At 63.7% G+C, this 25,658-nt stretch carries 23 protein-coding genes; 18 read left to right on the forward strand and 5 right to left on the reverse strand.

The annotated features are described in order from the left end of the window. Positions 1-601 precede the first annotated feature (601 nt). On the forward strand, positions 602-1,381 hold the full coding sequence (locus MLGJGCBP_RS47965; protein ID WP_007299978.1) for an alpha/beta fold hydrolase: 780 nt from the start codon (positions 602-604) through the stop codon (positions 1,379-1,381). 1 nt (position 1,382) lies between these two features. Here the strand turns inward: MLGJGCBP_RS47965 and MLGJGCBP_RS47970 are convergent, their stop codons facing one another. Then, positions 1,383-2,165 carry a helix-turn-helix transcriptional regulator gene (locus MLGJGCBP_RS47970; RefSeq protein ID WP_012686772.1) on the reverse strand — a complete coding sequence of 261 codons (783 nt, stop codon included), beginning with the start codon at positions 2,163-2,165 and terminating at the stop codon, positions 1,383-1,385. 805 nt (positions 2,166-2,970) lie between these two features. Between MLGJGCBP_RS47970 and MLGJGCBP_RS47975 the strand changes: the two genes are divergently transcribed. The 14 genes from MLGJGCBP_RS47975 to MLGJGCBP_RS48040 all read left to right on the forward strand — a co-directional run bounded on the left by MLGJGCBP_RS47975 (position 2,971) and on the right by MLGJGCBP_RS48040 (position 16,938). Next, on the forward strand, positions 2,971-3,678 hold the full coding sequence (locus tag MLGJGCBP_RS47975; RefSeq protein ID WP_007299976.1) for an SAF domain-containing protein: 708 nt from the start codon (positions 2,971-2,973) through the stop codon (positions 3,676-3,678). Between the two features lie 45 nt (positions 3,679-3,723). Continuing rightward, a complete protein-coding gene (locus MLGJGCBP_RS47980) occupies positions 3,724-4,503 on the forward strand; it encodes a hypothetical protein (protein ID WP_236581471.1) in 780 nt (259 codons plus the stop codon). Continuing rightward, the gene (locus tag MLGJGCBP_RS47985) at positions 4,500-6,146 is read left to right on the forward strand and encodes a CpaF family protein (protein ID WP_007299974.1); all 1,647 of its coding nucleotides are present in this window, start codon (positions 4,500-4,502) and stop codon (positions 6,144-6,146) included. Before MLGJGCBP_RS47980 ends, MLGJGCBP_RS47985 begins: the two co-directional genes overlap by 4 nt. Continuing rightward, positions 6,146-7,021 (forward strand): type II secretion system F family protein, encoded by an 876-nt coding sequence (locus MLGJGCBP_RS47990; RefSeq protein WP_005560293.1) that lies wholly within the window; start codon positions 6,146-6,148, stop codon positions 7,019-7,021. Before MLGJGCBP_RS47985 ends, MLGJGCBP_RS47990 begins: the two co-directional genes overlap by 1 nt. Beyond that, the gene (locus tag MLGJGCBP_RS47995) at positions 7,018-7,917 is read left to right on the forward strand and encodes a type II secretion system F family protein (protein WP_007299973.1); all 900 of its coding nucleotides are present in this window, start codon (positions 7,018-7,020) and stop codon (positions 7,915-7,917) included. Before MLGJGCBP_RS47990 ends, MLGJGCBP_RS47995 begins: the two co-directional genes overlap by 4 nt. A 126-nt stretch (positions 7,918-8,043) precedes the next feature. Then, positions 8,044-8,301, forward strand: coding sequence for a hypothetical protein (locus MLGJGCBP_RS48000; protein WP_005560295.1), 258 nt, complete (start codon positions 8,044-8,046; stop codon positions 8,299-8,301). 190 nt (positions 8,302-8,491) lie between these two features. Further along, complete coding sequence (locus MLGJGCBP_RS48005) at positions 8,492-8,908, forward strand: hypothetical protein (protein ID WP_007299972.1); 417 nt, start codon at positions 8,492-8,494, stop codon at positions 8,906-8,908. Then, positions 8,905-9,357, forward strand: a complete 453-nt coding sequence (locus MLGJGCBP_RS48010; protein WP_007299971.1) for a TadE/TadG family type IV pilus assembly protein — start codon at positions 8,905-8,907, stop codon at positions 9,355-9,357. Before MLGJGCBP_RS48005 ends, MLGJGCBP_RS48010 begins: the two co-directional genes overlap by 4 nt. After that, positions 9,354-9,815: a TadE/TadG family type IV pilus assembly protein gene (locus MLGJGCBP_RS48015; RefSeq protein ID WP_007299970.1), complete on the forward strand. Its 462-nt coding sequence runs from the start codon at positions 9,354-9,356 to the stop codon at positions 9,813-9,815. Before MLGJGCBP_RS48010 ends, MLGJGCBP_RS48015 begins: the two co-directional genes overlap by 4 nt. After that, on the forward strand, positions 9,812-13,003 hold the full coding sequence (locus MLGJGCBP_RS48020) for a LysM peptidoglycan-binding domain-containing protein (protein WP_007299969.1): 3,192 nt from the start codon (positions 9,812-9,814) through the stop codon (positions 13,001-13,003). The genes MLGJGCBP_RS48015 and MLGJGCBP_RS48020 overlap by 4 nt, the downstream gene beginning before the upstream one ends. Continuing rightward, complete coding sequence (locus MLGJGCBP_RS48025; RefSeq protein WP_007299968.1) at positions 13,000-13,560, forward strand: hypothetical protein; 561 nt, start codon at positions 13,000-13,002, stop codon at positions 13,558-13,560. The genes MLGJGCBP_RS48020 and MLGJGCBP_RS48025 overlap by 4 nt, the downstream gene beginning before the upstream one ends. A gap of 11 nt (positions 13,561-13,571) precedes the next feature. Beyond that, positions 13,572-14,210 (forward strand): hypothetical protein, encoded by a 639-nt coding sequence (locus tag MLGJGCBP_RS48030; protein WP_007299967.1) that lies wholly within the window; start codon positions 13,572-13,574, stop codon positions 14,208-14,210. Positions 14,211-15,464: 1,254 nt separating this feature from the next. Continuing rightward, positions 15,465-15,854: a hypothetical protein gene (locus MLGJGCBP_RS48035; protein WP_007299966.1), complete on the forward strand. Its 390-nt coding sequence runs from the start codon at positions 15,465-15,467 to the stop codon at positions 15,852-15,854. A gap of 217 nt (positions 15,855-16,071) precedes the next feature. Then, positions 16,072-16,938 (forward strand): CopG family transcriptional regulator, encoded by an 867-nt coding sequence (locus MLGJGCBP_RS48040; protein WP_012686776.1) that lies wholly within the window; start codon positions 16,072-16,074, stop codon positions 16,936-16,938. A gap of 119 nt (positions 16,939-17,057) precedes the next feature. Here the strand turns inward: MLGJGCBP_RS48040 and MLGJGCBP_RS48045 are convergent, their stop codons facing one another. The 4 genes from MLGJGCBP_RS48045 to MLGJGCBP_RS48060 all read right to left on the reverse strand — a co-directional run bounded on the left by MLGJGCBP_RS48045 (position 17,058) and on the right by MLGJGCBP_RS48060 (position 21,245). Then, entirely contained in the window at positions 17,058-17,534 is a 477-nt protein-coding gene (locus MLGJGCBP_RS48045) for a CPBP family intramembrane glutamic endopeptidase (protein ID WP_007299964.1), read from the reverse strand. 231 nt (positions 17,535-17,765) lie between these two features. After that, positions 17,766-19,859, reverse strand: a complete 2,094-nt coding sequence (locus tag MLGJGCBP_RS48050; protein ID WP_007299963.1) for an ISAzo13-like element ISRop2 family transposase — start codon at positions 19,857-19,859, stop codon at positions 17,766-17,768. Between the two features lie 354 nt (positions 19,860-20,213). Continuing rightward, positions 20,214-20,804, reverse strand: coding sequence for a hypothetical protein (locus tag MLGJGCBP_RS48055; RefSeq protein WP_007299962.1), 591 nt, complete (start codon positions 20,802-20,804; stop codon positions 20,214-20,216). A gap of 99 nt (positions 20,805-20,903) precedes the next feature. Continuing rightward, positions 20,904-21,245: a hypothetical protein gene (locus MLGJGCBP_RS48060; RefSeq protein ID WP_007299961.1), complete on the reverse strand. Its 342-nt coding sequence runs from the start codon at positions 21,243-21,245 to the stop codon at positions 20,904-20,906. Positions 21,246-21,667: 422 nt separating this feature from the next. On the opposite strand from MLGJGCBP_RS48060, the gene MLGJGCBP_RS48065 reads away from it, so the two are divergent. From MLGJGCBP_RS48065 to MLGJGCBP_RS48075, 3 genes are all read left to right on the forward strand, one after another. Next, entirely contained in the window at positions 21,668-22,531 is an 864-nt protein-coding gene (locus MLGJGCBP_RS48065; protein WP_012686779.1) for a hypothetical protein, read from the forward strand. Positions 22,532-22,994: 463 nt separating this feature from the next. Beyond that, on the forward strand, positions 22,995-23,393 hold the full coding sequence (locus MLGJGCBP_RS48070) for a hypothetical protein (protein ID WP_148222643.1): 399 nt from the start codon (positions 22,995-22,997) through the stop codon (positions 23,391-23,393). Positions 23,394-24,364: 971 nt separating this feature from the next. Then, positions 24,365-25,318, forward strand: coding sequence for an alpha/beta fold hydrolase (locus MLGJGCBP_RS48075; RefSeq protein WP_007299957.1), 954 nt, complete (start codon positions 24,365-24,367; stop codon positions 25,316-25,318). Positions 25,319-25,658: the final 340 nt, after the last annotated feature.

The following is a 25,658-nucleotide window of genomic DNA, read 5'->3' on the forward strand; positions in this document are numbered from 1 at the left end:
CGCTGTACTTCCGTGGTGCTGCCATGCTCTCCATCCTTCACAGGTTTGAGAGCCTCCGACAGACCCGGGGCGATTCAACGTGTGGAACCCGCTATGACCGGCAACTTTCCTGACTTGTTCTACATGATGGGGCTATTCCTTACGTGGAAGCGTGGAACAACTTCGCCCTCTGGTTCAATCAGTTCTAGGAGAAATCATGATCGGCATCGTGTTCGATCTTCCAGGGTTCTTTGACGTCGGTGACTATTGGACACGCACCGTTCAATGGAACATGTTCGCCCAGTGGTGGAATCAGTTTTGACCCGTCGAGCGGGCACCACCTCGCTTGGAAGTGATGCCCGCCCACGTCGTGGCGCTGCTAACCGGCTCTGCTCGGAAAGGTGAGCGTCGTGGTCAGTGCATGGTTCCGTCCGGTGTCCGGTGACTTTGACGCCCTGTCAGTTGGTCTGTGGTCAGTCCTCGTCAGCGACCTTGTACGGGTTCACGTGCACGTCAGGGACGAACCCCTCAGCCTCGCTCATTCGTCCTGAGCGGCCCGGTGTGATCGACGCATCCGACCCGGGGATAGTCACCTCACCCTAGGATCGGCTACGTGCCGACAGTGACAACGCCCGACGCCGACATTTTTTACACCGACAGTGGGGGAGAGGGGCCCGTACTTTTACTCGGGCACGGGTTCTTCATGGACTCATCCATGTTCACGCCCCAGGTTCGCGATCTATCTCCGGACCTCCGGGTTGTGAGTTGGGATGCGCGCCGCCACGGAAAGACCACCGATGCGGGTATGCCGTTCACATACTGGGACCTCGCACGCGACGCCCTCGCCGTCCTCGACGACCTCGGCGTCGAGAAGGCAATCATCGGGGGCATGTCCCAGGGCGGCTATACCGCGCTGCGCACAGCACTTCTCGCACCGGGGCGTACGAGGGCTCTGATCTTGCTCGACACGGAAGCCTCAGCCTGTACTCCTGAGCAGAAGTCCGGATACCGCGTCCTGTTCGATCAGTGGTGCAGCACAGAGCCATTCGAACCGCTCACCAGCGCACTTGCCCCCCAACTGATCGGTGGAGAACCTGCGGATTGGACGTCGTGGATCAGCAAATGGAACAGCGGAGATCGCATGGCTGTCCGACCAGCCGCAGAGTGCCTTATCGAACGCGACGACATCGTGGACCGACTCTCCGACATTGACGTTCCGGCATTGATCATCCGTGGGGAAAATGACCTGTCAGCGCCCGCAGAGAAGGCCGACGAGCTCAAAGCAGGTCTTCCCGGTGCTGCGCCAGTTGTCACGATCCCGGTTGCTGGCCATGCCGCAAACTGGACACACCCAGAGCCGGTCAACGCGGCGATCACTGCGTTCGTCAAGGCGCTCCGCTAGTTCAGGAGGCGGGGAGGCGCACTCCGAGGTACATCTGCAGCGGATACTTGCCCCGCATCTCCGCGTGGACCTGCACGTGCACGCTATAGTGCTCACCAGTCTCGGCGTCGCGGAGGTGCATGAACGGCTGGTGCCGGCCAAACCGGACTTCTTCGCGTAACCACAGTTCGCGGAAGAGAGGGAACTCGCTCAACTCTTCGAGGGTTTCCACCGCCCAGTCGGGGTTGTAGTAGCGACCCATCAACGCTCGGAACCAGCTGACGGTCAAGGCGGCTTCCGCCTCCCACTCCACCATGACCGTCATTGATGCCGGAGTCGAGAAGAACCAGCGCAACACGTTTCCCTCGTCGACCAGTCCAGGGAACGCCTTGTCGTACGCCGAGTTACAGTCGATGACATTCCAGCGTTCGTCGAGGTACGCCACCAGGTGCGGGTTCAGCGCCGCGATGGCGGTCTCCATGTCCGGTGTAATCAGTGTCCGATAGTCGGCGATCGTCCACGGTGTCGTGATGTCCTCACGCTCGGTCTGGGTCCGCCGTGCCAGATTGAAAAGGTGCCGACGTTCTGCATCATCGAGACACAGTGCGTTGGCGGTGGCGTCGAGAACCGGTGGAGAAGGACTCGCGTCCTTAACGTTTCCTTCCAGCCGCGCGATGTAGCTGACACTCAAATAGTTCTCTTCGCCCAGTTGGGCCCGAGTCATACCATCCGGGTGCTTCGGCGTTGCCCGGGTGCGCCGAGCACGAATGAAATCACCGAGACTCGGCGGACTGATCGAGTCCATTGGTTGGCCTTTCCGATAGCGAATACAGCGGCACTACCCTACTCCCGGGGAATGTCAAGCCTTGTAGGTAACACTCTTGAGTGTTACCCCCCTGCTGGACAACGCAGTTCCCGACCTGATGGAATGTTTTCCCAGAAGACTCACAGCTGCGTGGCAGGCAGACGAGTGCGGGTCGACAGTCGCGCCGAGGGGGAGGGCCCAGGCGGGTTGCGGAGGGGAAAGCGTTTATGCCACGTGCAGCACAATGGGGTTCACGTGTGCGATCGACGGGGACGGTGCTCGGCGTTCGGCTACTCGTGCTCGACGTGGCACGGCACGGATCGCTAGGCGTGCTGAGGCGATGGTCGAGCCAAGCAGAGACGCCTAAAACGGTCCGCAGGCATGTTTACTATGACCATTTCAAACCCGACTGCCTATATAGGGCAATAGAAGTAGTCGGACAACGGCATGCCGCGCAGTTTGCCCAACGCCGGATAGTCGGAACCGTCGTCTCCGGCACCCGAGGTCGGGATATCGCCGGACACACAGGTTTTCATGCACATACCGGCGAAAACGTAGCGGCGTGCACAACTGCCATGGCGAGCAACACGGTCGCCGCCCCACCGAAATCCGCCACGCAACGCAGCTGGTTCACGCGCCCAGCGGCGCCCTCACACGCACCGGACCAGTCGCACCGGATGGCGTCACCAGTCCGTTGGAGCTTTGCAGGTGACGTGGTCGCAGCGAACGTGTCCAGGTACCTCTCTACTGTTCGCCATACGAAAGTCTCCGATACGTCCACACGTCCACTGTGAAGGACCACCACATGGCATCCCTGCTGACCAAGAAAATCGACAAGCTCCGCTCGTCCGGGGATGACCTGCCCCCGGCTCACAACGAAGCAGATCAGGACGACCCACCCGATCTGAATACCCGCGCGCGCGTCCGACGACGCCCCATCTACCTGGCAATCGGTGTCGCACTCGTCGTGGTGGCAGTGATCGGCATGCTCACCGCGGTCAACGCGATGCGCGCAACCACCGATGTGCTCGTCCTGACGAACGAAGTGCAGCAAGGCGAGACCATCGAGTCCAAGGACTTGGCCGCCAAATCGGTCAACGTCGATGCCGATCTCGGTGCGCTGCCCGCCAGCGAACGCGGCCGCGTCGTAGGAATGAGTGCCAGCACCCGGTTGCCGGCCGGCACCGTCCTGCTCCCGTCCGCGATCACCGATCAGGTTGTCCCCGGGGAAGGCCTCACGATGGTCGGCATCACGGTGAGCTACAGCCACCTCCCCTCCGAGCCGATCGTCCCCGGCGACATGGTCCGTGTCGTGGACACACCACGCGACCAGGACGACCCGCCCGTACAGGGCCCGATCAACACGAAGGCGCAGGTGTACTCCACCAAAGAGATCCCCGAAGCCGGCGAGACAACGCTCAACCTGCTCGTGCCCGAGGCAGAGGCCAACTGGGTCGCCGCCCGCGGCGCAACCAAGCGTGTCGCGATCGTCCTCGACAACCGAGTGCGGTGATCGGCGATGTTTCTCGCACTAACATCCGCCTCACGCTCACCCGGTGTGAGCACCACGGCGCTCGCCCTGGCCCTGAACTCACCGACCGACCGGACTCTGCTCGTAGAAGCGGATGCCATCGGGTCCTCGCCGGTCCTGGCCGGATACATGCTCGGAAACCACTATCACGATCGTTCCTTGATCAATCTCGTCGACGCGAATCGTCACGGGCGCCTCAAGGCTGCTCTGGCCGAGCAACTCATCCAGATCCCGGAATCGTCGGTGTCATTGCTCCCGGGGCTGGTCCACTCCGCCCAGGCAGATGCGATGCGGCCCGTGTGGGGACCGTTGGGTGTCCACCTGGCCGGATTGAGCGTCGACGACACCAACGTGATCGTCGACGCCGGCCGGATCGGGCAACGCGGCGCTCCAGTCGAACTGATCGTCAACGCGACAACGATCGCAATCGTCACCCGCACTGAGCGAACGGCAATCGCAGCGTTACGCGCCTCGCAGAACGCCCTGCGACAGCAGCTCTCCGCGGTGCAATCACGGGCAAGTCTGGGGCTGATCCTGATCGGTGAGTCCCCCTACAACGCAGAAGAAGTCACGAAAGTCACCGGACTTGACGTCATCGCAGTCCTGCCCGACTCCGATGACGCCAAGGTCTTCTCGGACGGGTTGTCCATCAGCAAATGGCGCCGTCGCCGCTCGATCTACCTGCACACCCTCCACCGCAGTACCTGGCCGAAGATCACCAAATTCGCGGTGAGCCATCAGGCGGACTGGAAGCCCGGTCCCACGCTCAATGCGGCGCTGCCGACACTGACAGGAGAACGTCGATGAACTCCGACGACGCGACTCAGCCTCCGCAGAACAAGATCACGGAACTTCCCTTCTTCTCAGCCCCGATCCCGGACGCCGACCTCGCAGGTGGGGGCCGCAGTTCCATATCGGAAATCACGCTCCCCGACACCGATCCGTTGCGATCGCTTCGCCTACACGAACTGCCACCGGCCAGCACCAAAGGGCACAGCGGCACTGCGCGACGGTCCGTGCCGCCGGCCGCGAAGGTCAAGGTCGATCGCGCCCTGGTCCGCGCTCTGCAGAAAGAAGCTGCGGAACTGTTGCGTGACTACCGGTCAGCGCGTGACCGCGAGCGCCACGACCCGAAGAACGCCGGCAAATACTTCGCCCCGTTCACCGAGGAGGAAGAACGCGAGTTCGGCCGTGAGACGATCACCGGCCTGGTCAAGAACCACGTCCAGAAGACCATCAACTCCGGCGGCGAAGCCTTCACAATCGTCGAAGAAGAAGCCCTGATCAAGGCCATCTTCGACGCGCAGTTCAACCTGGGCCCGCTGCAGGAACTCGTCGAAGAGCCGCACGTCACCGACATCTTCCTCAACGGCGCGGCCGTCTACGTCAAGTTCCCCGACGGACACTATGAACACCGCGACCCAGTGGTCGACACCCCCGAGGAACTCCTCGAGTGGATGGGACTGCTGGCCTCACGCGCCGACAACGGCGGCCGGCCATTCTCCCGGCTCAATCCGTCACTGCGTCTGACAATGCGCGGAGGCCACCGACTGTCGGTCATGGGCTACTCGGTCAAACGACCCTCGGTGGCAATCCGCATCCACCGCCTCAAGAACATCGCCCTCGATCAGCTCGCCATCGAACATCGGATGATGCCGATCGAGCTCGCGACCATCCTCTCGTGCGCGGTCCGCGGCGGTGCCTCGGTGGTCACCGGCGGCGGAATGGGCTTCGGAAAAACGACCTTCACGCGTGCACTGGCCAATGCGCTTCCTCTGCAGACGCGAATCGGAATCGCGGAAACCGAACGAGAACTCTTCATCGACGAACTGCCAGGCCGCGAGGATTTCGTGGTCGACGCCGAGACAATCCTCGGCGGCGGAGAACGCGGTGCAGACGGCGAGCTCGCCGGCAGCTACACCCTCTCGGACATCCTGTACGAGTTCGTGCGACAGCAGCTCGACTACATGATCGTCGGTGAGGTCGCCGGTCACGAGATCCTCGCTCTTCTCAAGGCACTGCAGACGGCCAGAGGAGGGCTATCCACGACCCACGCGTACACCGCTCGCGGTGTCGTCGACCGTCTGGTGAACCTGGCGACCGAACCCCCGATGAACGCGACGGTCGACTACGTCGAACGCCAGCTCGCAGAGCACATCGACCTGATCGTCCAACTCGGCACGAAGGTCCGCGTCGATGGCGAAGGGTCGCGCACCTCGGTCCGCTACGTCGACGAAGTCGTCTACGTCGAGCCCGGCGACGACAAGAAGCCGTCCTTCTCCACGATCTACCGGGGATACTCGGACGGCACAGGAGAATTCGGATCCATTCCACAACCTCTGCTCCGCAAGCTGCTCGCCGGCGGATTCAAGCGAATCCACCTCCCCAGCGACAGCCTCCGCCACTTCGACGAAGAACGCGACCTCTACGACGATGAAGAGGTGGCGTGATGTATCAGCAAATCGGCATCTTCCTGGTACTGCTGCTGTGCGCCGGGGTCGCCTGCATCGTCATGGGATGGAAAGACCGCCGCGATCCCACCGCGCCCACGCGTCAGCGCCGGCGCCGCAGCTCGTCGAAGATCCCGCGTAGCACCCAGATCCTGCTCGTCGTCGGCTTCGCCGCCGGCATCGTCGTGTCGTCCCTCTCGGGTTGGCTCTTCACCCTCTTTCTGGTCCCGGCGCTGCTGGTCGGCTTGCCGTACCTGCTCGGCCGTCCCGAAGCAGAACAGCAGATCAGTCGGCTGGCGGCCATGGATGAGTGGGCCCGCAACCTGTCCAGCAGCATGAAGGCTGGTTCGGGAATCGAGCACACCATCATCTCCACTCCGATCCCGGAGGCGCTACGTGAGGAGATCACCGCGTTCATCAGCCGCCTGCGCAACAACGTCCCTCCGGTGGATGCGATCACACGTTTCGCTTCGGACCTCAACGACAGTGTCGGCGACAAGATCTGCGGCGCCTTGCTACTGAGCATGCAACTGCGGGGCGTTGGACTTGCAGCCGTGCTCGAAGGCCTCGCCGAAGACGTCGGTGACATGGTCGCGCGCCGACGCCGCACCGAGGCCGACCGCAAATCCAGCCGTACACAGGCGAAATGGGTCACCATCATCGCGATCACAACACTCGCGGCAGCGTTCCTGTTCACCAACTTCATGGAACCGTACAAGTCGGGCGGAATGCAGATCGTGCTACTGATCCTGCTGACCCTGTTCGCGGCCGACCTGTACTGGATGAAGCAGGCCACCAAACCGCCGACCTACCCCCGCTTTATCGGCACCAATGATCGCGTCAACCGCACCGACCTCGTAGGAGCGCAGCGATGAGCATTCAGATGACGGTCATCCTCTACACGAGCGTCGGAACAATCGGCATCTACCTGGTCGCCCTCTACTTCATGCGCGCACAACCCGCACTCAGCGATGCCATGTCGCGCCTGTCCGGACCGGCCCCGGAGCGCACGTCGACAGCCGGAACCTCCCTGATCGACGGGATGGCGAACAAACTCGGCATCCGGGTCCACCCCTACCTGCAGGACAGCAAATTCTTCACGCTCCCCAACGCCGATCTCGCCCTGCTGCACCGAGATCCCGCCCACGTACTCGGGGAGAAGCTCGTCGCAGCACTGCTCGGACTGCTCATCTTCCCCTTCCTCAACCTCGTTCTGACTGCATTCGGGGTCGGCCTGGGATGGTCCATCCCGGCCATCCTGTCGATTGCGACCGCCTTCCTGCTCTTCCTCATCCCCGACATCGAGATCCGACGCCGGGCAACCGCGGCACGAGCGGAATTCGCGCAGGCGCTGAGCTCCTACATCGATCTCGTCGCGCTGTGCCGACGCGGTGGCATCGGCACCACCCAGAGCCTCGAGCGCGCTGCGCAGGTGGGAGATTCATGGGTGTTCCTGCGCCTCGACGAGGAACTGTACGAAGCCGGGCGCTCCGGCGAAGCCCCGTGGAATGCCCTGACACGCGTCTCCCATGAGCTCGGCCTGACCGAGCTGGGCGACCTGGCCGACATCATGAACATGACCGGAGACAAAGGCGCATCCGTCTACGCATCACTGCGGGCAAAGGCCGCGGGCCTGCGATCCGCTCAGGCCAGCGCAGAACAGGGTGCGGCAGCGGAGGCCACCGAAAAGCTGGCTATGCCGCTGGCCGGACTTGCCGGCTTGTTCATCATGCTGCTGCTCATCCCGGCACTGACCATCATCACCGGCTAGTCCGATTCGATGGCGCGCAGCCAGCGCCGCGAAAGGAGCGAGACGCCCAGACCACCGAGCCTGGCCGGTCACGATCATCCAGTCCAGCTCACCTGCTACACATCGACCAAACACAAGGAGCCCACCATGAGCATCACCACCGTCGCTACCGCCACCCGGCGCACCGCCCGCGAGGCCGTGACCTCCTACATCACCCTCACGATGATGTTCGTCGCCGCACTGGCAGGCACCCTCCTCCACCGCGCCGGCGGCAAAGACTCAGACCGCGGACCCTCCACCCTCGAGTACGTCTTCCTCGCCGTCCTGGTTGTCGGCGCCGCCGCCGCAGCCGGTGCGATCGTCGTCCGCAAGATCATGTCCCGCGCAAACGCAATCCCCGACTGAAATCAGACAGCGCTGCATCGATTGGAGAGACGGTGAGTACGTGACATACCTCGTGAGGGTCTTCCAGGCCGCTGCGATGGTGGCAGTCGCTGCGGTGCTTGTGCAGCTCGGAATCGATTCCTGGCCGTGGCCGTATATCCCTATTCCGTCCTGAAAAGCCAGCCGTCCAACAACTATCGGAAAGCAGACCATGGTCACACTGGAACAGTTGATCGACCGATGGCGCCGCGATGACCGAGGCCCGGCGACGCTCGTGACGGTCATCGCGATGGTCGCATTCCTTCTGATCTTTTCGGTCCTGCTGCAAACCGCTCTGTTCTTCCACGGCCGTGACGTCGCCAACAGCTGCGCCGAAAAGGCACTGAAGAACACGAGATCCCAGTACGGCAACCAAGCGCTCGGAACAGCTGCCGCTTATGCCTGCATCGCCCAGGCAGGAACCGGTGACCTGCAGATCCCGGTTGTCCTCGTCAGCAAGAACATCCGCGAAACAACCGTCAACATCACCGGAAAAGCCCCTTCCCTCGTCCCGGGTCTCGAATTCCCCATCGTCGTCAACCACACCAAACCGACTGAACGCGTCACCAACCCGGGAGGAATCGGATGAGAGGCACCCGATGGATATCCCGCGCCCGCCGAGATGACCGGGGCGACGTCACGATCGAGCTGTGCCTCGCAACCGTCATCCTGATCTTGCTCCTGGGCTGGATGTATGCGTACGGCGTCAACCGACAGGCGCACCAGAAGGTTGAACACGCCGCCACCGAGGGTGCCCGTGCAGCCTCACTCGCCCGCACCATCGCCACGGCCACCCCGCTGGCGTACCAAGCAGCGGCCGGCAGCATGGACGGACAAGGCCTCAAGTGCGCCACCATGAACGTCAACGCCGATACCAGCGGATTCCGCACCAGACCTGGTGTCCCCGCCACGGTCGAGGTCACAGTGACCTGCCAGGTCTCCTTCGACGCACTTGGATGGCCCGGAGTCAATGGTGCCCGCACCGTCACCGCTACCGCAATCTCGCCGATCGATACCTACCGGGAGCGCACCCGATGACCAACGCCCTGCGTAAGCGACTCGCCTCCCGACTGCCGGCGGAGCACCGCGACAAGGGTGCCGTCACCCTGATGACGGTGGTCTTCGCCCCTGTCCTGATCTTCTTCGTCTGGGGACTGATCGTCGACGGTGGCGGCATGCTCACCGCCGACCAGCGAGCCGACAACGTCGCCGAGGATGCTGCCCGAGCAGCCGGTCAGCAGATCATCGGATCGGTGAGCGCCCGCGGCATCGGCACGGTCGTCGACCCGGTCCGCGCGACCGCAGCCGCCAAGAGATACCTGTTCGAGGCCGGCGTCGACGGTGACGTGATCCCCACCGGCCCGCGCACCCTCCTGATCACGACCCGCATCGTCTACAACTCGAAACTTCTGCCATACCCCAGAACGAAACTGCTCATCGGTACGGCCGCTGTGAATCTCAACCGCACCAACGCCGGGGAGGTGTACATTCTGTGAGCGCAAACGCCGCGCGGTCACGCCTTGCCGGACTCGGCTACCTCCTGATCCTGGTGATGCTTGTCGCCGGGATCCCGGCCGCGCTCTGGGCGCTGCGCGGCAATCCGCTCGACATACCGTGGTCGGATTTCGAAGGTTTGCTCGCGAGTCCAGATGACGGCAGTCTTCTCATCGCCCTTCTTCCCCTTGTTGGCTGGGCTGCTTGGGCCACCTTCACCGTACCGATTCTGCTCGAACTCGCGGCGACACTGCGTGGCGTCAAAACGCCGAAGCTGCGCCTTCTTCGCTCACAACAGCGGACGGCGACGTTCCTCGTCAGCGGCGCCCTCTTGCTCCTGACCGCCGGAACCGCCACCGCCGCACCCGTCCTGACCCAGCCTGCGGACGTGGGAAGCACGTCTCCGTACGCGCCGCACTCGCAGCAGGAAGATCCGAGCGCGTTACCGCAGACGCAGGTGGATCCGCGGGCTACCCGGGTGGCGGTACAACCGGCGGGGCCGACAGTGACGACCGTGCGGGGAGACACCCTGTGGGGATTAGCCCAGCAGCATCTCGGAGAGGGCCGCCGCTACGCCGAGATCCTGGACCTCAACCGGACTGCTGTCCCCGAGCCAGGGTTTCTGGCCGAAGGGTTGACCCTGCAGCTGCCCGCATCCCAGCTCGAGGTGGTACGCGGCGCCTATACGGTCAAGCAGGGCGACACCCTGTGGGATATCGCCGAGCGAGAGCTCGGCGATCCTTTGCGTTTCAAGGAGATCACGACTCCCGACGGCACCCCGGCTGGCGAGCTGATCACGGTCGGCCAGCAATTGATCATGCCCACCGCCGCCTCCGCGGCGGCTGACGCTACGCCGGCGCCGGCCTTGGTGCCGCCGGCTGATGCTGTTCCGGCTCCGGCTCCGGCTCCCGCTCCGGCTCCGGAAGCTGTTCCGGCTCCCGCTCCCGCTCCGGAAGCTGTTCCGGCTCCCGCTCCGGCTCCCGCTCCGGCTCCCGCTCCGGCGCCCGCGCCTGTGGATGTCGCCCCCAACTGGCAACTCGACCCCGTCGAGCCTCAAATGCCTGCCGACCTCGTCACCAATGACGCGCCGGCAGAGACCGATACCGAGGACGGCTCATCCGACGTCGTGTTCATCGGTCTCGGAATCTCAGCGGTTGCTGCAGCTGGACTCACCGGGCACCTCGCTCTTCGTCGCCGCAAGCAACAACATCGCCGCCGCCGCGGCGAGCGCATCGCCCTTCCCGCCGAAACCGCGATCCAGGCGGAGCAAGCACTCACGGCCGCCGCTGATCCGCTCACCACCACCCATGTCGACATCGCATTGCGGCACCTCGCGCACCACTGCAGGTCCACGGGTATCGCTCTGCCGGGCCTGCTGGCGGTCTTCGTCGGTGACAACGACATCGACCTCGGACTCGTCGAACAGGTCTCACTCCCCGCGCCTTGGACACAGATCGACGACACCACCTGGTCAGTAGATCCGAGAGCGTTTCCGCGCGGCGTTCCCGAGGCCGAGATCAGTCCGTACCCGGCGCTGACGGCAGTCGGAACCAGCGACGACGGTCGCGACCTCTTGCTCAACCTCGAACAGATCGGCCACCTCGCCATCAGCGGCACCCCGACTGCAACAGCCGGGGTGCTGCGTGCGCTCGCCGTCGAGCTCGCAGTCTCGCCCATCGCCGACAGCCTCCACCTCAACCTCGTCGGATACTGCGCCGACCTGCCGGAGGCAATCGACAACGGCCGCATCACCCACTCCGAGGACGCCGACACGGTACTGACGACACTCGCCAATCACGTCAAACTCGACTCCGAAATCCTCGCGGACAACGACTTCGAGTCAATCGCGCAGGCACGCACGTCGTACACCACCAGCGAGCTGACCGCACCCGAGATCGTTCTGATCGCCGATCCGGTGACCGAGGCACAGGCCGGGCTACTCGCCGGCATCGCACGGCACGCACCCCGAATCGCGTTCGCCGCAGTGACCACCGAGAGCGCACATACCAACGCCAAATGGACCCTCGAGGTCGACGACAACGGCTCGGCCGTCCTTGCTCGTCCAGGAATCGCGTCGGCCGGCATCACAGTGACCACCCTCGATGAGGAGAGCTACGCGTCTGTCCTAGACCTACTGACCACCACCTCACGCGAACCTCGCGTTGCCCACAAGGGCGATAACCTTGACATTCGATGGGAAGCAGCCCGTCTCGACAACGACATCTCGACCGACGAGTTCATCACCAGCTCCGATCCCGCAACCTTCAGCGTGGTCGGGAACGAGGACCTCGACCATGCCGTCGACCGACCAGAGCCGTCCGATTCGGATGAGGTCACCGCAGAAGGCGAGCTGCCGGAGGCGGATCACATCTGGATCAGGCTGCTCGGCGTACCCGCCGTCACACCCCCGTCACCAGGGCCGGCCGAAGGCCGAGAGAAGAGCCTGACCGAAATCGCCGCGCTTCTCATCACCACTGATGGCGGAGTCCTCGCCGCGGACATCGACAGCAAAATCTGGCCCCATGACGTCGAAGCCGCCAGAACCGGCACAGCCGAGCAGGAGAAAGAAGCGAAGGCCCGGCTCCGCCGGCGCCGCAACGAAGCGCTCTCTCGCCTGCGTAAGTGGCTCGGTGACACCGAGACCGGTGAACCCGCCCTCATCAAGTCCGGAGATCGAACCGGTCGGACCCCGCAACGGCTCCACGACGCCGTCACGACCGACTGGGACTACTGGGAGGAACTCGTCAATTCCCATCCCGCTGACGTCGACATCGCCCGGCTATCCGCAGCACTAGCTCTGGTCACCGGTCAACCTTTCAGTAGCGATGACCCCACCGCCTACGGGTGGGCCGACCACACCAAGCAGGACATGATCTCCGCCGTTACCGACGTCGCCGAGGAGCTCGCCACCCGCTACATCCGCGGCCAACAAGTTCCCCAGGACCTCGCGGCTGCACACGCCGCCGCGGAGACGGGCCTCGAGGTCGACATAGTCCACGAAGGGTGCTGGCGTGCGGCGATCATCGCCACCCACTTTTCGGGTGACACCGAGATCACCCAAAGGTTGATCGATCGCATGATCACCGAGCTCGACGCCCTTGAAGAAGAGCCCGAACACGAAACCAAGATGCTCTTGAGTCAGCTCGACTCCACCTACGGGAGCCACTACCGGATCGGAGCAGCATCATGACGCGCCGCATCGCCGCACTGGCGACACTCACTGCTGCGATGTGCCTGACAGCCAGCTGCAGCATCCTGACCCCAGAACCGGTCATCCTCGAAACCAACGCCGGACCCACGTTCACCGGGCCGCCCGGCTCCGGAAAGTCCCCCGAGCAACAGGCCGGTGAAGCCGCACTGGTGAAGGTCAACGAGTACTACACGGTGCTCGCGCGTCTGAGTGCCGATCCCGCCGCCAACCCCGCAGATCTCGACAATGTCGCGGCCGGCAACTTCCTTCAATCGACGAAGCGGGACATCACCGCGCATCGCATCGAGGCGGACGCAGGCGAGGTCAAGGTTCTCAAGAACACCATCACCCGCCACAACATCCCGATCGACGAAAACGGCATCCCTACGCCCGGCACCGCGACCATCGAGATGGACGTCTGCCTCGCCCGCGCTACCGACGTTCTCGAGCTCGGGAAGCCGATCCTGACGAACGCCGCTTGGCCCGACCCAGCAGGATGGAGAGTCACAGCCGACTACACACTGCCCGGTACGCCCTGCAATGCCGGACTTTTCTAGGAGATACGACTATGGCACACACCACCATCCGCCGAACCGCCGTCGCTGCCTTGGCTGCGACGGCCCTATTGGTCGGCGTGACCGCCTGCTCCGACACCGACGCGGCGGATCCGGCGGTAGAGCTCACTGTCACCGGTGACCCGGCGTTCGAGGGTCCCGACGGGGCGGACACGTCGAACAAGACTCCTGACGAGTTGGCACGGGAACAGGCGCTTGCGAAGGTCAATGACTTTTACGCTGTCGTGGGCAAGCTTGATGGCGATGCCGCTGCGCCGATTGAGCAGCTCGACACCGTTGCCGGTGGTCCCGTGCTGGATAGCTGGCGGGGAGATATCACCCTGCGTCGATCGCAGAACGTGGTCGGAGCGGGCGACGTCAAGGTTGTCGATGCGAAGATCACCGACGCCGGCATACCTGTAGGCGACGACGGCAAGGCTATCTCCGGGCCCGCCTGGGTCCACGTGCGCGCCTGCACCGACATCTCCGGTATGACCTGGACGAAGTCAGACGGTAGTCCCGCCTACGACGTCAACCGGCCGCAGTTTGTGCTCGCCCAGTTGACCGTCCGGAATGCGGATTGGCCCGATGCAAACGGCTGGCGAGTCACCAGCGATGCAGCTGCCCGATACGCGCCGTGTGATGCACCATAACCAAGGAGAACACATGCCAAATCGTCGTCGTTTTCATGCGGCCGTGATCGGCGCGCTCGTTCTGGGGAGCCTGGTTGCGTCGCCACACTCAGCGCTTGGACAACCCGGCTTCGGTTCTGGAGGAATAGACGTCGCTCCCGGTTCCGGAAATCTGGGTGCGAACATTGTCGTTCAAGGCAGCTACGTCCAGGTACCTTCGGCGTCGCCTGGCTCCGGCGGCTCCTCAGGGGCGAGTGCAGCGGGGACGGGCGGCGGTGGGTCTGGATACAGCGGTGGTGGTGACGTCGTGGCCGCTCCTACGGGACCTCCGGTTCGGGAGCAGTTGAAGGCGTGCGGCCGATTCACGGACTGCGTTCCGCTGAGTCCGGATGTGGGTATGCCGGCCACCCCGGTGAGCATGGCGCAGGTCATGAATGTGGTGGGAACAGCCGTGACCGGGATGCAGCTTGAGGAGCCGCCGATGTGCTGGACCCCCGAACCTGCCAACTTCCCTGGTGGGAGAACCGGTTTGGTCGGAAAGAACGCGTGGGCGTGGGTTTGCCCGGATCAGATCCGGGAGAGCACCGTCGGTCCCGTGACACGGGTCGTCCCTGGTCCGGGAGGCGTCGTGGTGACCGCCACAGCTGTCAACTCGAGTGTCACGATCAACTGGGGGGACGGGTCCCTCCCGACAATCTGCCCGGGCGCGCTTCTACCGTTCACCCCGTACAACGACCTGATCGACGCCAGTCCGCTGACCCCACCGAGTGGATTGCCATCCCCGACATGCGGTCACCACATCGAGAAGACATCGATCACGCAGCCCGGCGGCGTGAACAACGTATCGGCGACGGCGGCCTGGATTGTGAACTGGACAGCAGTATGGCCAGGTGGCGGAGCAGGTGGAGTCGTGCCTGTTCCGTTGACCTCCAACTACCAACAGCGAATCGGTGAGCTACAGGTGCTGGTTACGCCCAATTGATTCGACGTGGACTCCGTTCGATGTTGGTGCGGCGTCGGTCCGGTCAGAAACTCAGTGGCGCTGGACGCGCAGGACTGAGTCCCCGGATCGATGCCCTCGCGTCGCTGCGGTGTCGACGTCGCGAGCTGTGCAATGAGCCGTGAAGTAGCTCAGATCAGGAAGTGGTGCTGCTGCTGGAGTTTGATTGCCAAATTGAGTGAGGGTGTGATGGAGAAGCCCACTGCTACGTTCTGGCTCGCTAACGAGGAGACGAGTTGTTGTCTCCTGCGGAAACCAACAGAACGGAGAACAGCATGACCGTAGAGCAGGCGGTTACGACCACTTCCGCAACCAAGCCGGTGAGCACCCTTGCGCAGAAGGTCACGGCCGTCGCGGCCGTCGCGATCGCCTTGTTGATCGTGCTCGGCGGCTTTCTCATTGGGACAATGGTCTTCACCGCGGCGGAGGGCGTTGATCGAACGATCTCGAACCTGGCAGATGTAGACGACCCACGAGTTGTACGACAGGCGATCTGCCTGCCGTACTCCGATTTCGTTCTTCGGCAACATCAGGCAGGCCTGTCTACATCGCAGATCCAAGGCGTGCTGGATTATGCCGGACACGACGGAGAGGGCAGCGCAGTCGACAACTCGGATGTCTGCGGCAGCCCGCAATCTATTCTCGACGCGGCGGGGATCAAGTAGGTAGTCAGACGGCAGGCTGCCCCACGGCACTTCCACAGGCGTTCAACTTGGGGAGTACGTAGCCACCCGCGCTGATGAGTATCGAAGACGCCCGCCACCAGTCTTTATGGTGGGGGGCATGCGTCGAGCGATCGACGAACCGCTAGAGTTATTGGTGTTCTGGTGATCATCCCCCCAATTTTGTTCCCAGAACCCCCCTCTGCCCCGGCGTCAACCGATGCCGGGGCACATTCATTGCAGTGAGGACGGATCGAGGGTGACGGAGACGAGGCCAGGGCGGATCCCCGTGGGCGATCCCATTGCACTGCGCTTCGATCCAGAGCCCAAGCGCAAGCTCGAGGACATGGCCGAGGGGATCGGCCCCCGTCGATTCGGGGCGTTGATTCGTGTTGCCTGCCGACGACTGGTCACCCAGCCCAAAGCTGTCGGCACTGGCCTCGCCGAACAGCGACGGCTTTCGGAAGCGCTGCGGGCAATCCCGCTGGTCATGCTCAAGATTAAGCTGGAGCCGGACACAGCCCAGGAGTTCGCGGCGCTGGCCGCCGCGTATGACACTACGGTCAGCGCGCTGATGAGGATCGCGCTGCACCGATTCCTGCAAGCGCCTGGCCGCTACAAGCATCCGATGCTCCGCGAGGCCGAGCGGACAGGTTTGTCCGACTGGGTCGACGTGATGGTCAACCCGTCCAGCAAGCAGCAGATCTGGCGACTCGCCGGCCGATACGGGGACAAGCTCAACACGTCCTTGCTCCGGGTCGCACTACGACGCCTGCTCGAGGAGCCCGGTGACCTCGCCGGAGACCTGGAAACCATCGCGCCGCTGCGCGATCTCAGGCCCGAAATCTACGCCAGGGCGAATGTGCACTTCGACGAGCCTCTGCGCGACAAGCTCGACGGGTTGGCTGCACGGGTCGGGTCCGATCGCGCTGAGCTGATGCGCCTTGCCGCGAGACGGGTGCTCGAGGAACCCGGAAAGATCGAACAAGCAGTGAACAACGAGGTCTTCCGCAGCGAGAAGAACCGGAAGCACCTCATGGCCAGGCACGCTCGCCGCCAGGCGCGACGCCACACGCAGCCCGACTGATCACCGCGGACAACCTTCTGTTCCCGACGCTAAGTCACCTGCGGTGCTCCCATGATTGGAAACCCTCGCAAGAATGCTGCGTTCGGTGGCCGGCTTTCGTGCCCACACGAGGGTGGTGGTCACCAGTCTGCGAAGAGGTTGTAGAGCGCATGGCTCGCGATTGAGGGGAGCAGCGACTTTGTCCAGATGGCGAGGGCTCCCCAGAGAAGGCCGGCGACCACCATGAGTGCTGCGTTCAAGGCGGAGAAGGTGTCGTGTCCGATGCCGAATTCATAGCCAAGGAAAATCCAAAGAATGGCGATCAGGATGCGAGCTGCCCATTTTGGCCAGCCGCTGCGAAAGTATCTGCGGGCAAAGACGACCGCAGCGACAAGTGGTCCTCGGAACATGAGTTCTTCAGTGACGACCCCGGACATCAGCGTCAGACCAGGGATGTGGCCGGCCCAACCCGACGTTGACCAGGTGGACCTATCAGCGTCCGCGGCACGTTGCGCAGGTGATTGGTCCGTTCCTGCTGTCGCGACCACGAGGTCGGAAATCGGGCCTCTCAGCAGTGCCGTCACTGCCAGGGTGACGATTGTGACAGCAAGGAGCATCACGATAGTCCGAGGCTGTGGAAGTGCGCAGCCGATGCTGCGTGCTGCCCAGCGGGCCCGGGCGACCGTGGCACGGACGCCATGGGAGGAACCCAACAGAGCAAGCATGCAGAGCAGGAACACGCCCCAGATGATGGCAAGAACAAGAAGGCCGAGTCCGACCGCGTTCCCTTCTTGAGCGGATATGGTCGGTACGCCCGCAAAAAAGATGAGGAATGTGACTGTAAGGAATTAATGTGCCGATTCGGGTGTGTCGCCCTCTCGTGGTGGTATGGCGGCGAGGAGGGCGGCGGCGGTGCGGTAGCGGATGGTTGCCGGTGCCGGGGTGTAGCCGTCCTGTTCGAGCAGTGGCCGCACGTCGAGCAGGGCATTGCCGATGGTGCGGGGGCTGACCTGGAACAGTTCGGCCAGGACGGCGCGGTTGCAGAGCTGGCGTATATGCAGAACGGTGGCCAGGACGCGTTCGGCATCGGTGATCTTCTGGAGGAAGATTCCGCCGCGGCCCCCTGGCATGCGTTCGCCGCCGCGTTGGGCGTAGCGGCGTCGCTCGACCATGGCGGCTTGCCGGACGGCGAGGCGTTCGACGAGGTCGCCCAGTTGCCGGCGACTCATGCCGGTCAGAGCCGGATGCGACAGTGCCTCGGGGAGCGGCCGATTCGGTGTCGGGTCGGGTGCCGTGCCGTCACGGAGAAATCCCGCGAGGTCTGCAGCGGTGCTGAAGCGCAGCCCGATGGTCGGGGTGACGTGATGGCCGTGTTCGTCGAGCAGCATCCGCGTTTCGGCGATGATTTCGCCGATGGAGTTCGGATTCACCCCGAGCAGATCCGACAGCACCCGCTGAGGGCAGACCTGCCGCAGATACACGACGGTGATCAGCAGGGCCGCGGCGTCCGACAGCAGCCGTCGCCCGCCGGCACCCGGGGCATTGCGGCGCCGGCCGCCGCGTTGGTGCCAGCGGCGTTGCTCGGCGCGCGCGGCCTGGGCCGGTGCCAGCCGTGCGGTGAGTTCGTCCAGCTCGTCGCCCGTCATGCCGGTCAGACGCGAGTCGGCGAGCATCGCGACAGCCGCGACGCGCTCGCCTTCCCGGTCCCGGCCGGGAACCGGAGCGGCGTCGGCGTGAGTGGGTTCGATGGTGTAGTTCCACGTTCCGCACTGGGCGTGCGGTCGGATGGGCAACGCGCGCAACTCGTCTCGACCAACCGAGATCCCGATCGGGTAGTCGCCGGTGTCCAGCTCGGCGTCCACGCGCAACCCGGTGCGGGTGCGGGTGGAGGCGATGGTCTTGACCACGACCTCATGGCTGGTCAGCGGCCGCCCTCGCCAGTTCATGGTGATCTGGGAGAACAACCGGTGCTCGATCTTGTTCCACTTCGAGGTGCCGGGCGGGAAATGGCAGACCGTGATCGCCAACCCGGTCTCGGTTGCCAGCGCAGCCAATTCGGCCTTCCACAACCGGTACCGGTAGCTGTTGGAGCCACCGGCGTCGGCGGTGATCAGCAGCCGGCGCGCGTGCGGGTAGTCGGCGGCGCCGCGGGCCTGCCACCAGCGGCGGATGGAGGCGACCGCGAACGCGGCGGTGTCGTGGTCGACGCCGACATTGACCCAACCTGCGTCGGTGGTCAAGTCGTAGACGCCGTACGGGATGGCCCGGTCCGCATTCGGTCCGGTGAAGAAACTGTGATCGACCACCCGCACCGGATCGCCCTGCGGGCGCCACTCGCGCCCCGGGGTGGGCAGCTGGCCGAGTTGTTCCTTCTTCTTCGAATCGACGCTGATCACCGGCTCGCCCGCGTCCTGGTGCGCCTTGACCTGCTCGTTGATGTAGCGGAACTGCACGTCCCGGTCCGGGTGCTGCTCGCCTTCCAACGTCTTGGCGTTGGCCTGCAAACTGAATCCGTTGTCCCGCAACAATCGTCCCACCGTCGGCGCGGACACCGGATGGCCCTGCCGGGTCAGCTCCTCGGCCAGGTGTCGCAGCGACTTGGTCGTCCACCGCAACGGAGACTCCGGATCCCCACGCTCATCCGGCTCGACCAGCGCCAACAACGCAGGCACCAGCTGCGGATTCAGCGCGTCCGCACCCTTGCGGCCCCCACCCGGACGGCGGACCCGACCCGTCGGCGCCGGCTGCTCGCCGGCCTCCAACTCGAACACGCCCCTGCGAACCGTGGTCTCGCTGACACCGACCGCCCGGGCCACCGCCCGCACCCCGCCATGCCCCAGCGACCGGGCCTCCGCCGCCAACGCCAAACGCCGCTGCCGCTCGTTCAGATGCGGCAACAAGACCTCGAACCGCTCCCGCAGCCGCCCGTCGACCTCGCTCACAACCGCCCTACCGCACCGACCCGACTCAAACCGCAAAACACCATGTTATTACCTTACAGTCACAATACCCACAGCAAGACTGCCAAGCACAATCTCGGGAAGCCGGTCTCGAGTGTGGCGGGCCGTCGTGGATTTGTACTTGCTACGAGCAGGTCACCCGTTGATGTTCGGGGCTTGTCGTTGGACAACGAGAGCTACCTTTCCAGTGAATGCGTTTGTGCGGTGATACGTCTGCTGCGAGTTGGACCGCAGTCATGCGATCACCGGTTGATGAGTGCAGCGTGGGGCGTAGATGAGCTGCCCAGCTCGACAGTTCTGCCCCGCGGCACATCCGGACAGCGGGGATCGTCTCGCTCAGAAATTCAGGTGGCGTGCGAGACGGCTGATCGGATGGGTTTCGACATTCGCGGGTCGACCGGGCCCGATGATGCGTACGCCACCGCTCACTCGGACGTGGGCCTCGCCATCGATGCGGACTGTGGTGGTGTCGGTGGCGGCGACCAGAGCTTGACCGTTGGCTTGGACGTGGCAATGACTGTGCGCGAAGACGATGGCGCTGTCTTCTGCGCGGATCCTGGCGTTGTCGGTGCCGACGATATGGCTCTTACCGCGGGCATCGACGGTGCTGTCGTCGAACGCTTCGATGTGAGCATGTTCGTAGGCAGTGACCCTGGCGTGGTTGGACGCTTGGACGAAGCACCGGCCGGCGGCTGCGATGGAGCCGCCGGCGATTCCCGCGCAGGTTTGTCCGATAATTTTGACCTCGACTTGGCTGGGGATGTGACCAAGGTCCAGCCAGTTCTCCGGGTCGGCGTCGATGACGACGGTTTTCGCTCCAGCGGCGAGGCGCTTGGTGTATTCCGTATAGCTGCGGACCGGCGATGTGGAGCGGCCACAATGCGGCCGACGTGAGTTGCGCGTGGTTTTCTTCACTGGTGCCCCCATGAGTCAATAGTGCCTTCGTCTGGTGTCGTTCGTGCGAGCGCTGATGCCGGCGCGTCGCGCGTGGGTTGCACGAGGTTCGGTGTGCCGCGGTGTTCTGTGTCAGTCGCCGATCTTGACGGCATTCCCGGTCGGGTCGACGCAGTGCAGATAGGAGTCGGCGTGTGATCGGTCCGGAAGGTAGGGCCAGCTGCAGTTCCAAGCGTCGATGACAGCGAATCGCCCTTGTCCTTGTGCGGCGACCGTGCGGTCGTTGAGGTAGCGATCACTGATGCTCAGTGCTGCTGGGCAGCTCGGAGTTCCGGCGATGATGATCACAGGTGCAGTCGCACCGTTCAGGTTGTTCGTGACGATTCCGCACTGAGCGCTCGTGGGCGGCAATGCGGTGGCCTGCGTAGTCGTCGCCGGCTGTGTCTCGGATAGCCGGGTCTGAGCGTCGGCCACGCCGGGCTGACCTTGATCAACGGTAGGGTTCGTCGACCACTCGACGCTTGTGGCAGCAGCAGCTGGTTCGGCTGACGGGGATACGGTCTCGGCTTCTGTGCTGCTGCACCCGGTGAGGATGGCGGCCGTGATGAGGGACAGTGCAGCAAATTCCGTGGTGGTTCGTCGATTCACGAGTACTCGCTTCTATTCCAGTCCGACAGGGAGGACGCAATGTCGAGCCCAGTGATATGTGATGACCTGGACAAAACGACGCCCGGCGCGACCACCGCCGCACCAGCGGGTCAAGCTGCGGTTTCTCGAAGGGCCCTTCCAGTGCGCGGGCTCCCGCATCGGTTCGGTGGTGCTGAGACTGTCCACGTGGACGGCTAGTGTCGATCTATCCCTTATGTCTGTCGCACAGTTGCGGAGGAGTGCCCAAGATGACCGAACCGACGTCCGAGTTGGCGGGCAGTGGTCTCAGCGAGGAGCCACAATCGCCGGCCGTCGGTGCTGAAGATGCGGCAGGGCAACGCAGTGATCATCTGCCGGCGACGGTGTACGCGCCTGCTGGGAATGTCGTCGTCGCGAGTGTGGTGGTGTGGTTCGCGGTTCGGTGGTTTGATGCCGAATACGGCATAACAGCGCTGTGGTGGGCTGCAAGCGCCTGCGCTGCAGTTGGTGCGGCGTTGAGTGCGGCAATAGCGCCGATGATGGCCCGGTTGTGTAAGGCGGTCGATATTCCATCAGAGGCAACCGGCCGGCGGATCGTTCCTGCGGCTACGACCGCGGGAATGTGGTTTGGCGCCGTGCTGCTCGCCCGCGGCGACGCGATCTTGACAGCCTGGCTTGCACTGAGCCTGCTGTGCGTGTGGGCAGGGTGGATCGATCACTTCACGCTGCGGTTTCCGTTGACGTTGATCCGGTTGACCACTGCAGTGGGCCTGATGTTCGGGGCATTCGCTGTGGCGGTGGATCAAGATCCTGCGGCAGGTGGGCGCGCTCTTCTCGCCGGAATGCTGGTGTTCGCGTTCAACCTTGCCTTCGCGATCGTCACCCGCGGCTACCCCGGGCTCGCCGACGTGCGTTTGAGTTTCATTCTGGGTGCTGCCCTGGGATGGGTCGGATGGATGAATGTGCTCTCAGGGATGTTGCTACCGAACGTCCTCGCGCTCGTGGTGATGCTGTGGGTGAAACTTATCGGACGACGGAAGGATTTGGGGGAGTTCGGTTTCGCCCCCTTCCTCGTCTCCGGAACCGCGCTGGCGATCGCGGTCCCCCCGATGTGGTGGATCGTCTGGATCTAAACGCCGCAAGGAGTCCTAGGTTTTGCCTGGTGGTGGCCAAGTGGAGGTGCGATGCGGATGAACGTTTCCCGGGGGTGTTCCCAAACACAAGGGAAGGAAAGGGGGAGGGAGTGAGTGATATACGGGTAAGGCCGATTTCCTATCGTGACGAGGTTCTTCGACTTGTTGCTGTGGGAAGTGTCTCGTTAGCGTGTGCTGTCGGTGTGGCGTTGTGGGCGCTCATGGTTGTCGACGTTCAGGGTGGGGCAACCGGGTGGTGGTAGGGGTCGGTTGTTGGGTCGGCTATCTTGGGTTGACGCTCCCAATCTTCCTAGCTTATTCCCCGAATAACATCGACTGCATCAGGTTCCTCGTTGGGCATTACGCGATTGTCGTGAGCTTGGGCGTCATCGCGACTTTGCGTCTATCGCAAGGGGAGTCGATCGCGCCCTCATCGACGGGGATGTGGGCGGCGGTTGCTGGAGTGACCGTCTTCATTTTTTCGGTCGCCTCTGTTTTAGCTGTGAGGGAGCTTGATGCGGCTCGGCGTCGTGGACATAGGGCGACGCGGTTGACCGATCCGACACTGCCTGCGCAGCTGATCGGCATTCGCGAGTTGGTGCTCGAACTTGCTTCTGCTACCGAGGGTTCGGACTCACAACGAGATTGCGACGAGCGGCTGCGGGAGGCCGTCAAAGGGTTGCGTCTAGTTTTCGGGCATGTCTATCGGTTGACGATTAACTTGGTGGCGTGGTTCCTTCTGAGGGGAAAACCAGCCCCCGTTCCAGCGGAGAGGGTGGACGAGTTGCTTGCGACCATCGATCAGAGGTTGCTGATTCTCGCTTCGGTTCCGTACGAGGAGGGAACAAGTTTGGGCGCGTGATGGATGAGTACGAAACGGCGGCGAGCAGGTTTCGGAACGTGTATCGGCGACCACCGATCCGAAATTGAGTGTCTGAGCGGGGTGGTGATGCCGTGATCGGCGCGCGATCGAACGTGTTCTTCGGCTGAGGTGTCGAGGGCCGGGTGACTGGTTTCGAGATTGGGAGGTGTTTCGGTATGGACGATGCGGACCAATCCGCCCCGATGCCGTCGATCGTTCAGACGGAACTGCCGTGTGAGTTCTGCGCGGAGCATCCTCAGTACTTCCCCGGTGACCCCGTCGGCTTCGTGCGTGCGGCTCGCTGGGCGGTGGTCGTCAAGGATTGCTGCCACTTCGACGCTCGCGTGGACTACCTCCTGTGTGACGAGCACTGGGCAATGATCCGACACCAACAGCTGCCCGGGCAGTGCCCTCGGTGCGGGGCGATCGCCTACTCAGTAAAGGACATCGTGTGTACCGAGATCCCTCTGGGAAGGACGGTCGATGGGGCGTGGCCGGTGATCCGTCGATAGGCGCGGAGCCACCGTGTCGTTGACCGGCAGACTGGCCTTCAAATAGGACGGCCGCCGCCCCAACGGTGTTCCGGGCGCGGACATCATGCTGAGCGATGTCGGCCTGTGGATGAAGACCCATCGGTTCTGTCCAAAGACATGTCACACAACCCCAGTTGTGTGGATCTTCCTCCAGATGATTGGGAGTGGTGGCACTTCCTACGACGGAGGAGCGTCTGTTGTGGCGGAGTTGCCGATCGCTCGCGGTCGAGGTGGGGCAGTCAAGGTCCGGACCTATGGTCCTCGCAATTGCTGTCGTGAGGACTAAGGAGTGGTACCGATGAATGTTGAGGTTCGCCGTATCCACCCGACGGATGCGAAGAAAATCCGCCGCCACCTTCATTCAGAGTCGCTCACCGGGCGTCACCGCGCGGACCAGTATGGATGCGGATGGTTGGCTCGAGGTCTGGATGGCCAGCGATGAGGGCCCCCGGGGATCGCACACGCCTCGTCCTCACCGCCGACGGCACCTCTCTTGCGGTGCGTGAGATCGGATCCCAGATGGCGCCGGTCACTGTGATTTTCGCGCACGGATTCTGTCTCCACATGGACGCCTGGGCACCGCAACGGGCCTACCTGGCTATGGTCTGGCGTGGGCGTGCCCGGTTGGTCTTCTTCGATCACCGCGGCCATGGTGGATCCGGCGCGGCTGACACCGACAGTTACACGATCAGCCAGCTTGGACGGGACCTGGATGCGGTGATTCGCACGGTGGCACCACAGGGTCCGATTGTCCTCGTCGGGCACTCGATGGGCGGGATGGCCGTGATGTCCTACGTCGCCCATCACCAAGAGGCCGCGGCCGCGCAAGTCGTGGGAGTCGGGTTGATCTCGACCGCCGTCGACAATGTCGCCGGCGCCGGCATCGGGCGCGCTCTGAATACACCGGCGGTGACGTTGTTGCGGTCGGCATCAGCTCACGCCCCAGGGCTCGTCGGGCGCAGCTGGAATCTCTCACGTCGCATCTTGTCGCCGGTGGTCGGCGCAACTTGCCCGCTTGCTCCGAGTGCAAGTGTCCGTGCCGCCGCCACGTCTTACGGGATGGTCCACGCGACGCCGATCGCCACCGTGGCCGCCTTCCTGCGTGACCTGCGGATCTACGACGCTTCCCCGGCGCTCGACGTGCTCGCGAAGGTGCCGGCGTCGATCATCTGTGGAACCCGGGACAGGGTGACCCCGATCGGGCACTCACAGCGACTCGCGGCGGCTCTTCCCCTCGCCGAACTGATCCCGGTGAGCGGAGCGCGGCACATGGTCGGACTCGAGCGCCCTGACGTGGTGAGCGAGAGTCTCGATCGACTGCTCGGCCGCGCGGTAGGGCGCCGCGAACAGGACACCACCCGCAGATCCAAATCCGACCTCGTCGGGGCGTGAGATCTGCGCGTGCCTCAGACCTGACGAGACAACCACTGATGGGAGAAGTGGTGAGTATTCACCAGGACGTTGACCTGTCATCCGGTCCGGCGCACCACCGGACGGACAAGCTCGTTCACCGCGGCGCGAGGTCGTACACACGCCATGTTCTGAACCGGGTGGCAGCGTGTGGTGTGCAGGTCGGGGCGCGGCACCGGTGCATCGATCTGCATCACGAACCGAAGACCTACAACCCATGGCAAGACGTCACCTATTGCCGCTGCGGTCACATCCGGTGGGCCGGCGATCATGCGCAGTTCGACACCGCCGTCGAAGCATTCGACGGTTTCCCTCATCACCC

Origin of the sequence: Rhodococcus sp. T7 (assembly GCF_009872365.1) — a bacterium.
In the GTDB taxonomy this organism is placed as follows: domain Bacteria; phylum Actinomycetota; class Actinomycetes; order Mycobacteriales; family Mycobacteriaceae; genus Rhodococcus_F.

Excerpts from the sequence above, each read along its gene's own strand:
- MLGJGCBP_RS47970 (WP_012686772.1), bottom strand. The coding sequence starts at position 2,165 with ATGGACTCGATCAGTCCGCCGAGTCTCGGTGATTTCATTCGTGCTCGG.
- MLGJGCBP_RS47975 (WP_007299976.1), top strand. The coding sequence starts at position 2,971 with ATGGCATCCCTGCTGACCAAGAAAATCGACAAGCTCCGCTCGTCCGGG.
- MLGJGCBP_RS47985 (WP_007299974.1), top strand. The coding sequence starts at position 4,500 with ATGAACTCCGACGACGCGACTCAGCCTCCGCAGAACAAGATCACGGAA.
- MLGJGCBP_RS47990 (WP_005560293.1), top strand. The coding sequence starts at position 6,146 with ATGTATCAGCAAATCGGCATCTTCCTGGTACTGCTGCTGTGCGCCGGG.
- MLGJGCBP_RS47995 (WP_007299973.1), top strand. The coding sequence starts at position 7,018 with ATGAGCATTCAGATGACGGTCATCCTCTACACGAGCGTCGGAACAATC.
- MLGJGCBP_RS48000 (WP_005560295.1), top strand. The coding sequence starts at position 8,044 with ATGAGCATCACCACCGTCGCTACCGCCACCCGGCGCACCGCCCGCGAG.
- MLGJGCBP_RS48005 (WP_007299972.1), top strand. The coding sequence starts at position 8,492 with ATGGTCACACTGGAACAGTTGATCGACCGATGGCGCCGCGATGACCGA.
- MLGJGCBP_RS48010 (WP_007299971.1), top strand. The coding sequence starts at position 8,905 with ATGAGAGGCACCCGATGGATATCCCGCGCCCGCCGAGATGACCGGGGC.
- MLGJGCBP_RS48015 (WP_007299970.1), top strand. The coding sequence starts at position 9,354 with ATGACCAACGCCCTGCGTAAGCGACTCGCCTCCCGACTGCCGGCGGAG.
- MLGJGCBP_RS48025 (WP_007299968.1), top strand. The coding sequence starts at position 13,000 with ATGACGCGCCGCATCGCCGCACTGGCGACACTCACTGCTGCGATGTGC.
- MLGJGCBP_RS48030 (WP_007299967.1), top strand. The coding sequence starts at position 13,572 with ATGGCACACACCACCATCCGCCGAACCGCCGTCGCTGCCTTGGCTGCG.
- MLGJGCBP_RS48035 (WP_007299966.1), top strand. The coding sequence starts at position 15,465 with ATGACCGTAGAGCAGGCGGTTACGACCACTTCCGCAACCAAGCCGGTG.
- MLGJGCBP_RS48040 (WP_012686776.1), top strand. The coding sequence starts at position 16,072 with ATGCCGGGGCACATTCATTGCAGTGAGGACGGATCGAGGGTGACGGAG.
- MLGJGCBP_RS48045 (WP_007299964.1), bottom strand. The coding sequence starts at position 17,534 with ATGCTCCTTGCTGTCACAATCGTCACCCTGGCAGTGACGGCACTGCTG.
- MLGJGCBP_RS48055 (WP_007299962.1), bottom strand. The coding sequence starts at position 20,804 with ATGGGGGCACCAGTGAAGAAAACCACGCGCAACTCACGTCGGCCGCAT.
- MLGJGCBP_RS48065 (WP_012686779.1), top strand. The coding sequence starts at position 21,668 with ATGACCGAACCGACGTCCGAGTTGGCGGGCAGTGGTCTCAGCGAGGAG.
- MLGJGCBP_RS48075 (WP_007299957.1), top strand. The coding sequence starts at position 24,365 with ATGAGGGCCCCCGGGGATCGCACACGCCTCGTCCTCACCGCCGACGGC.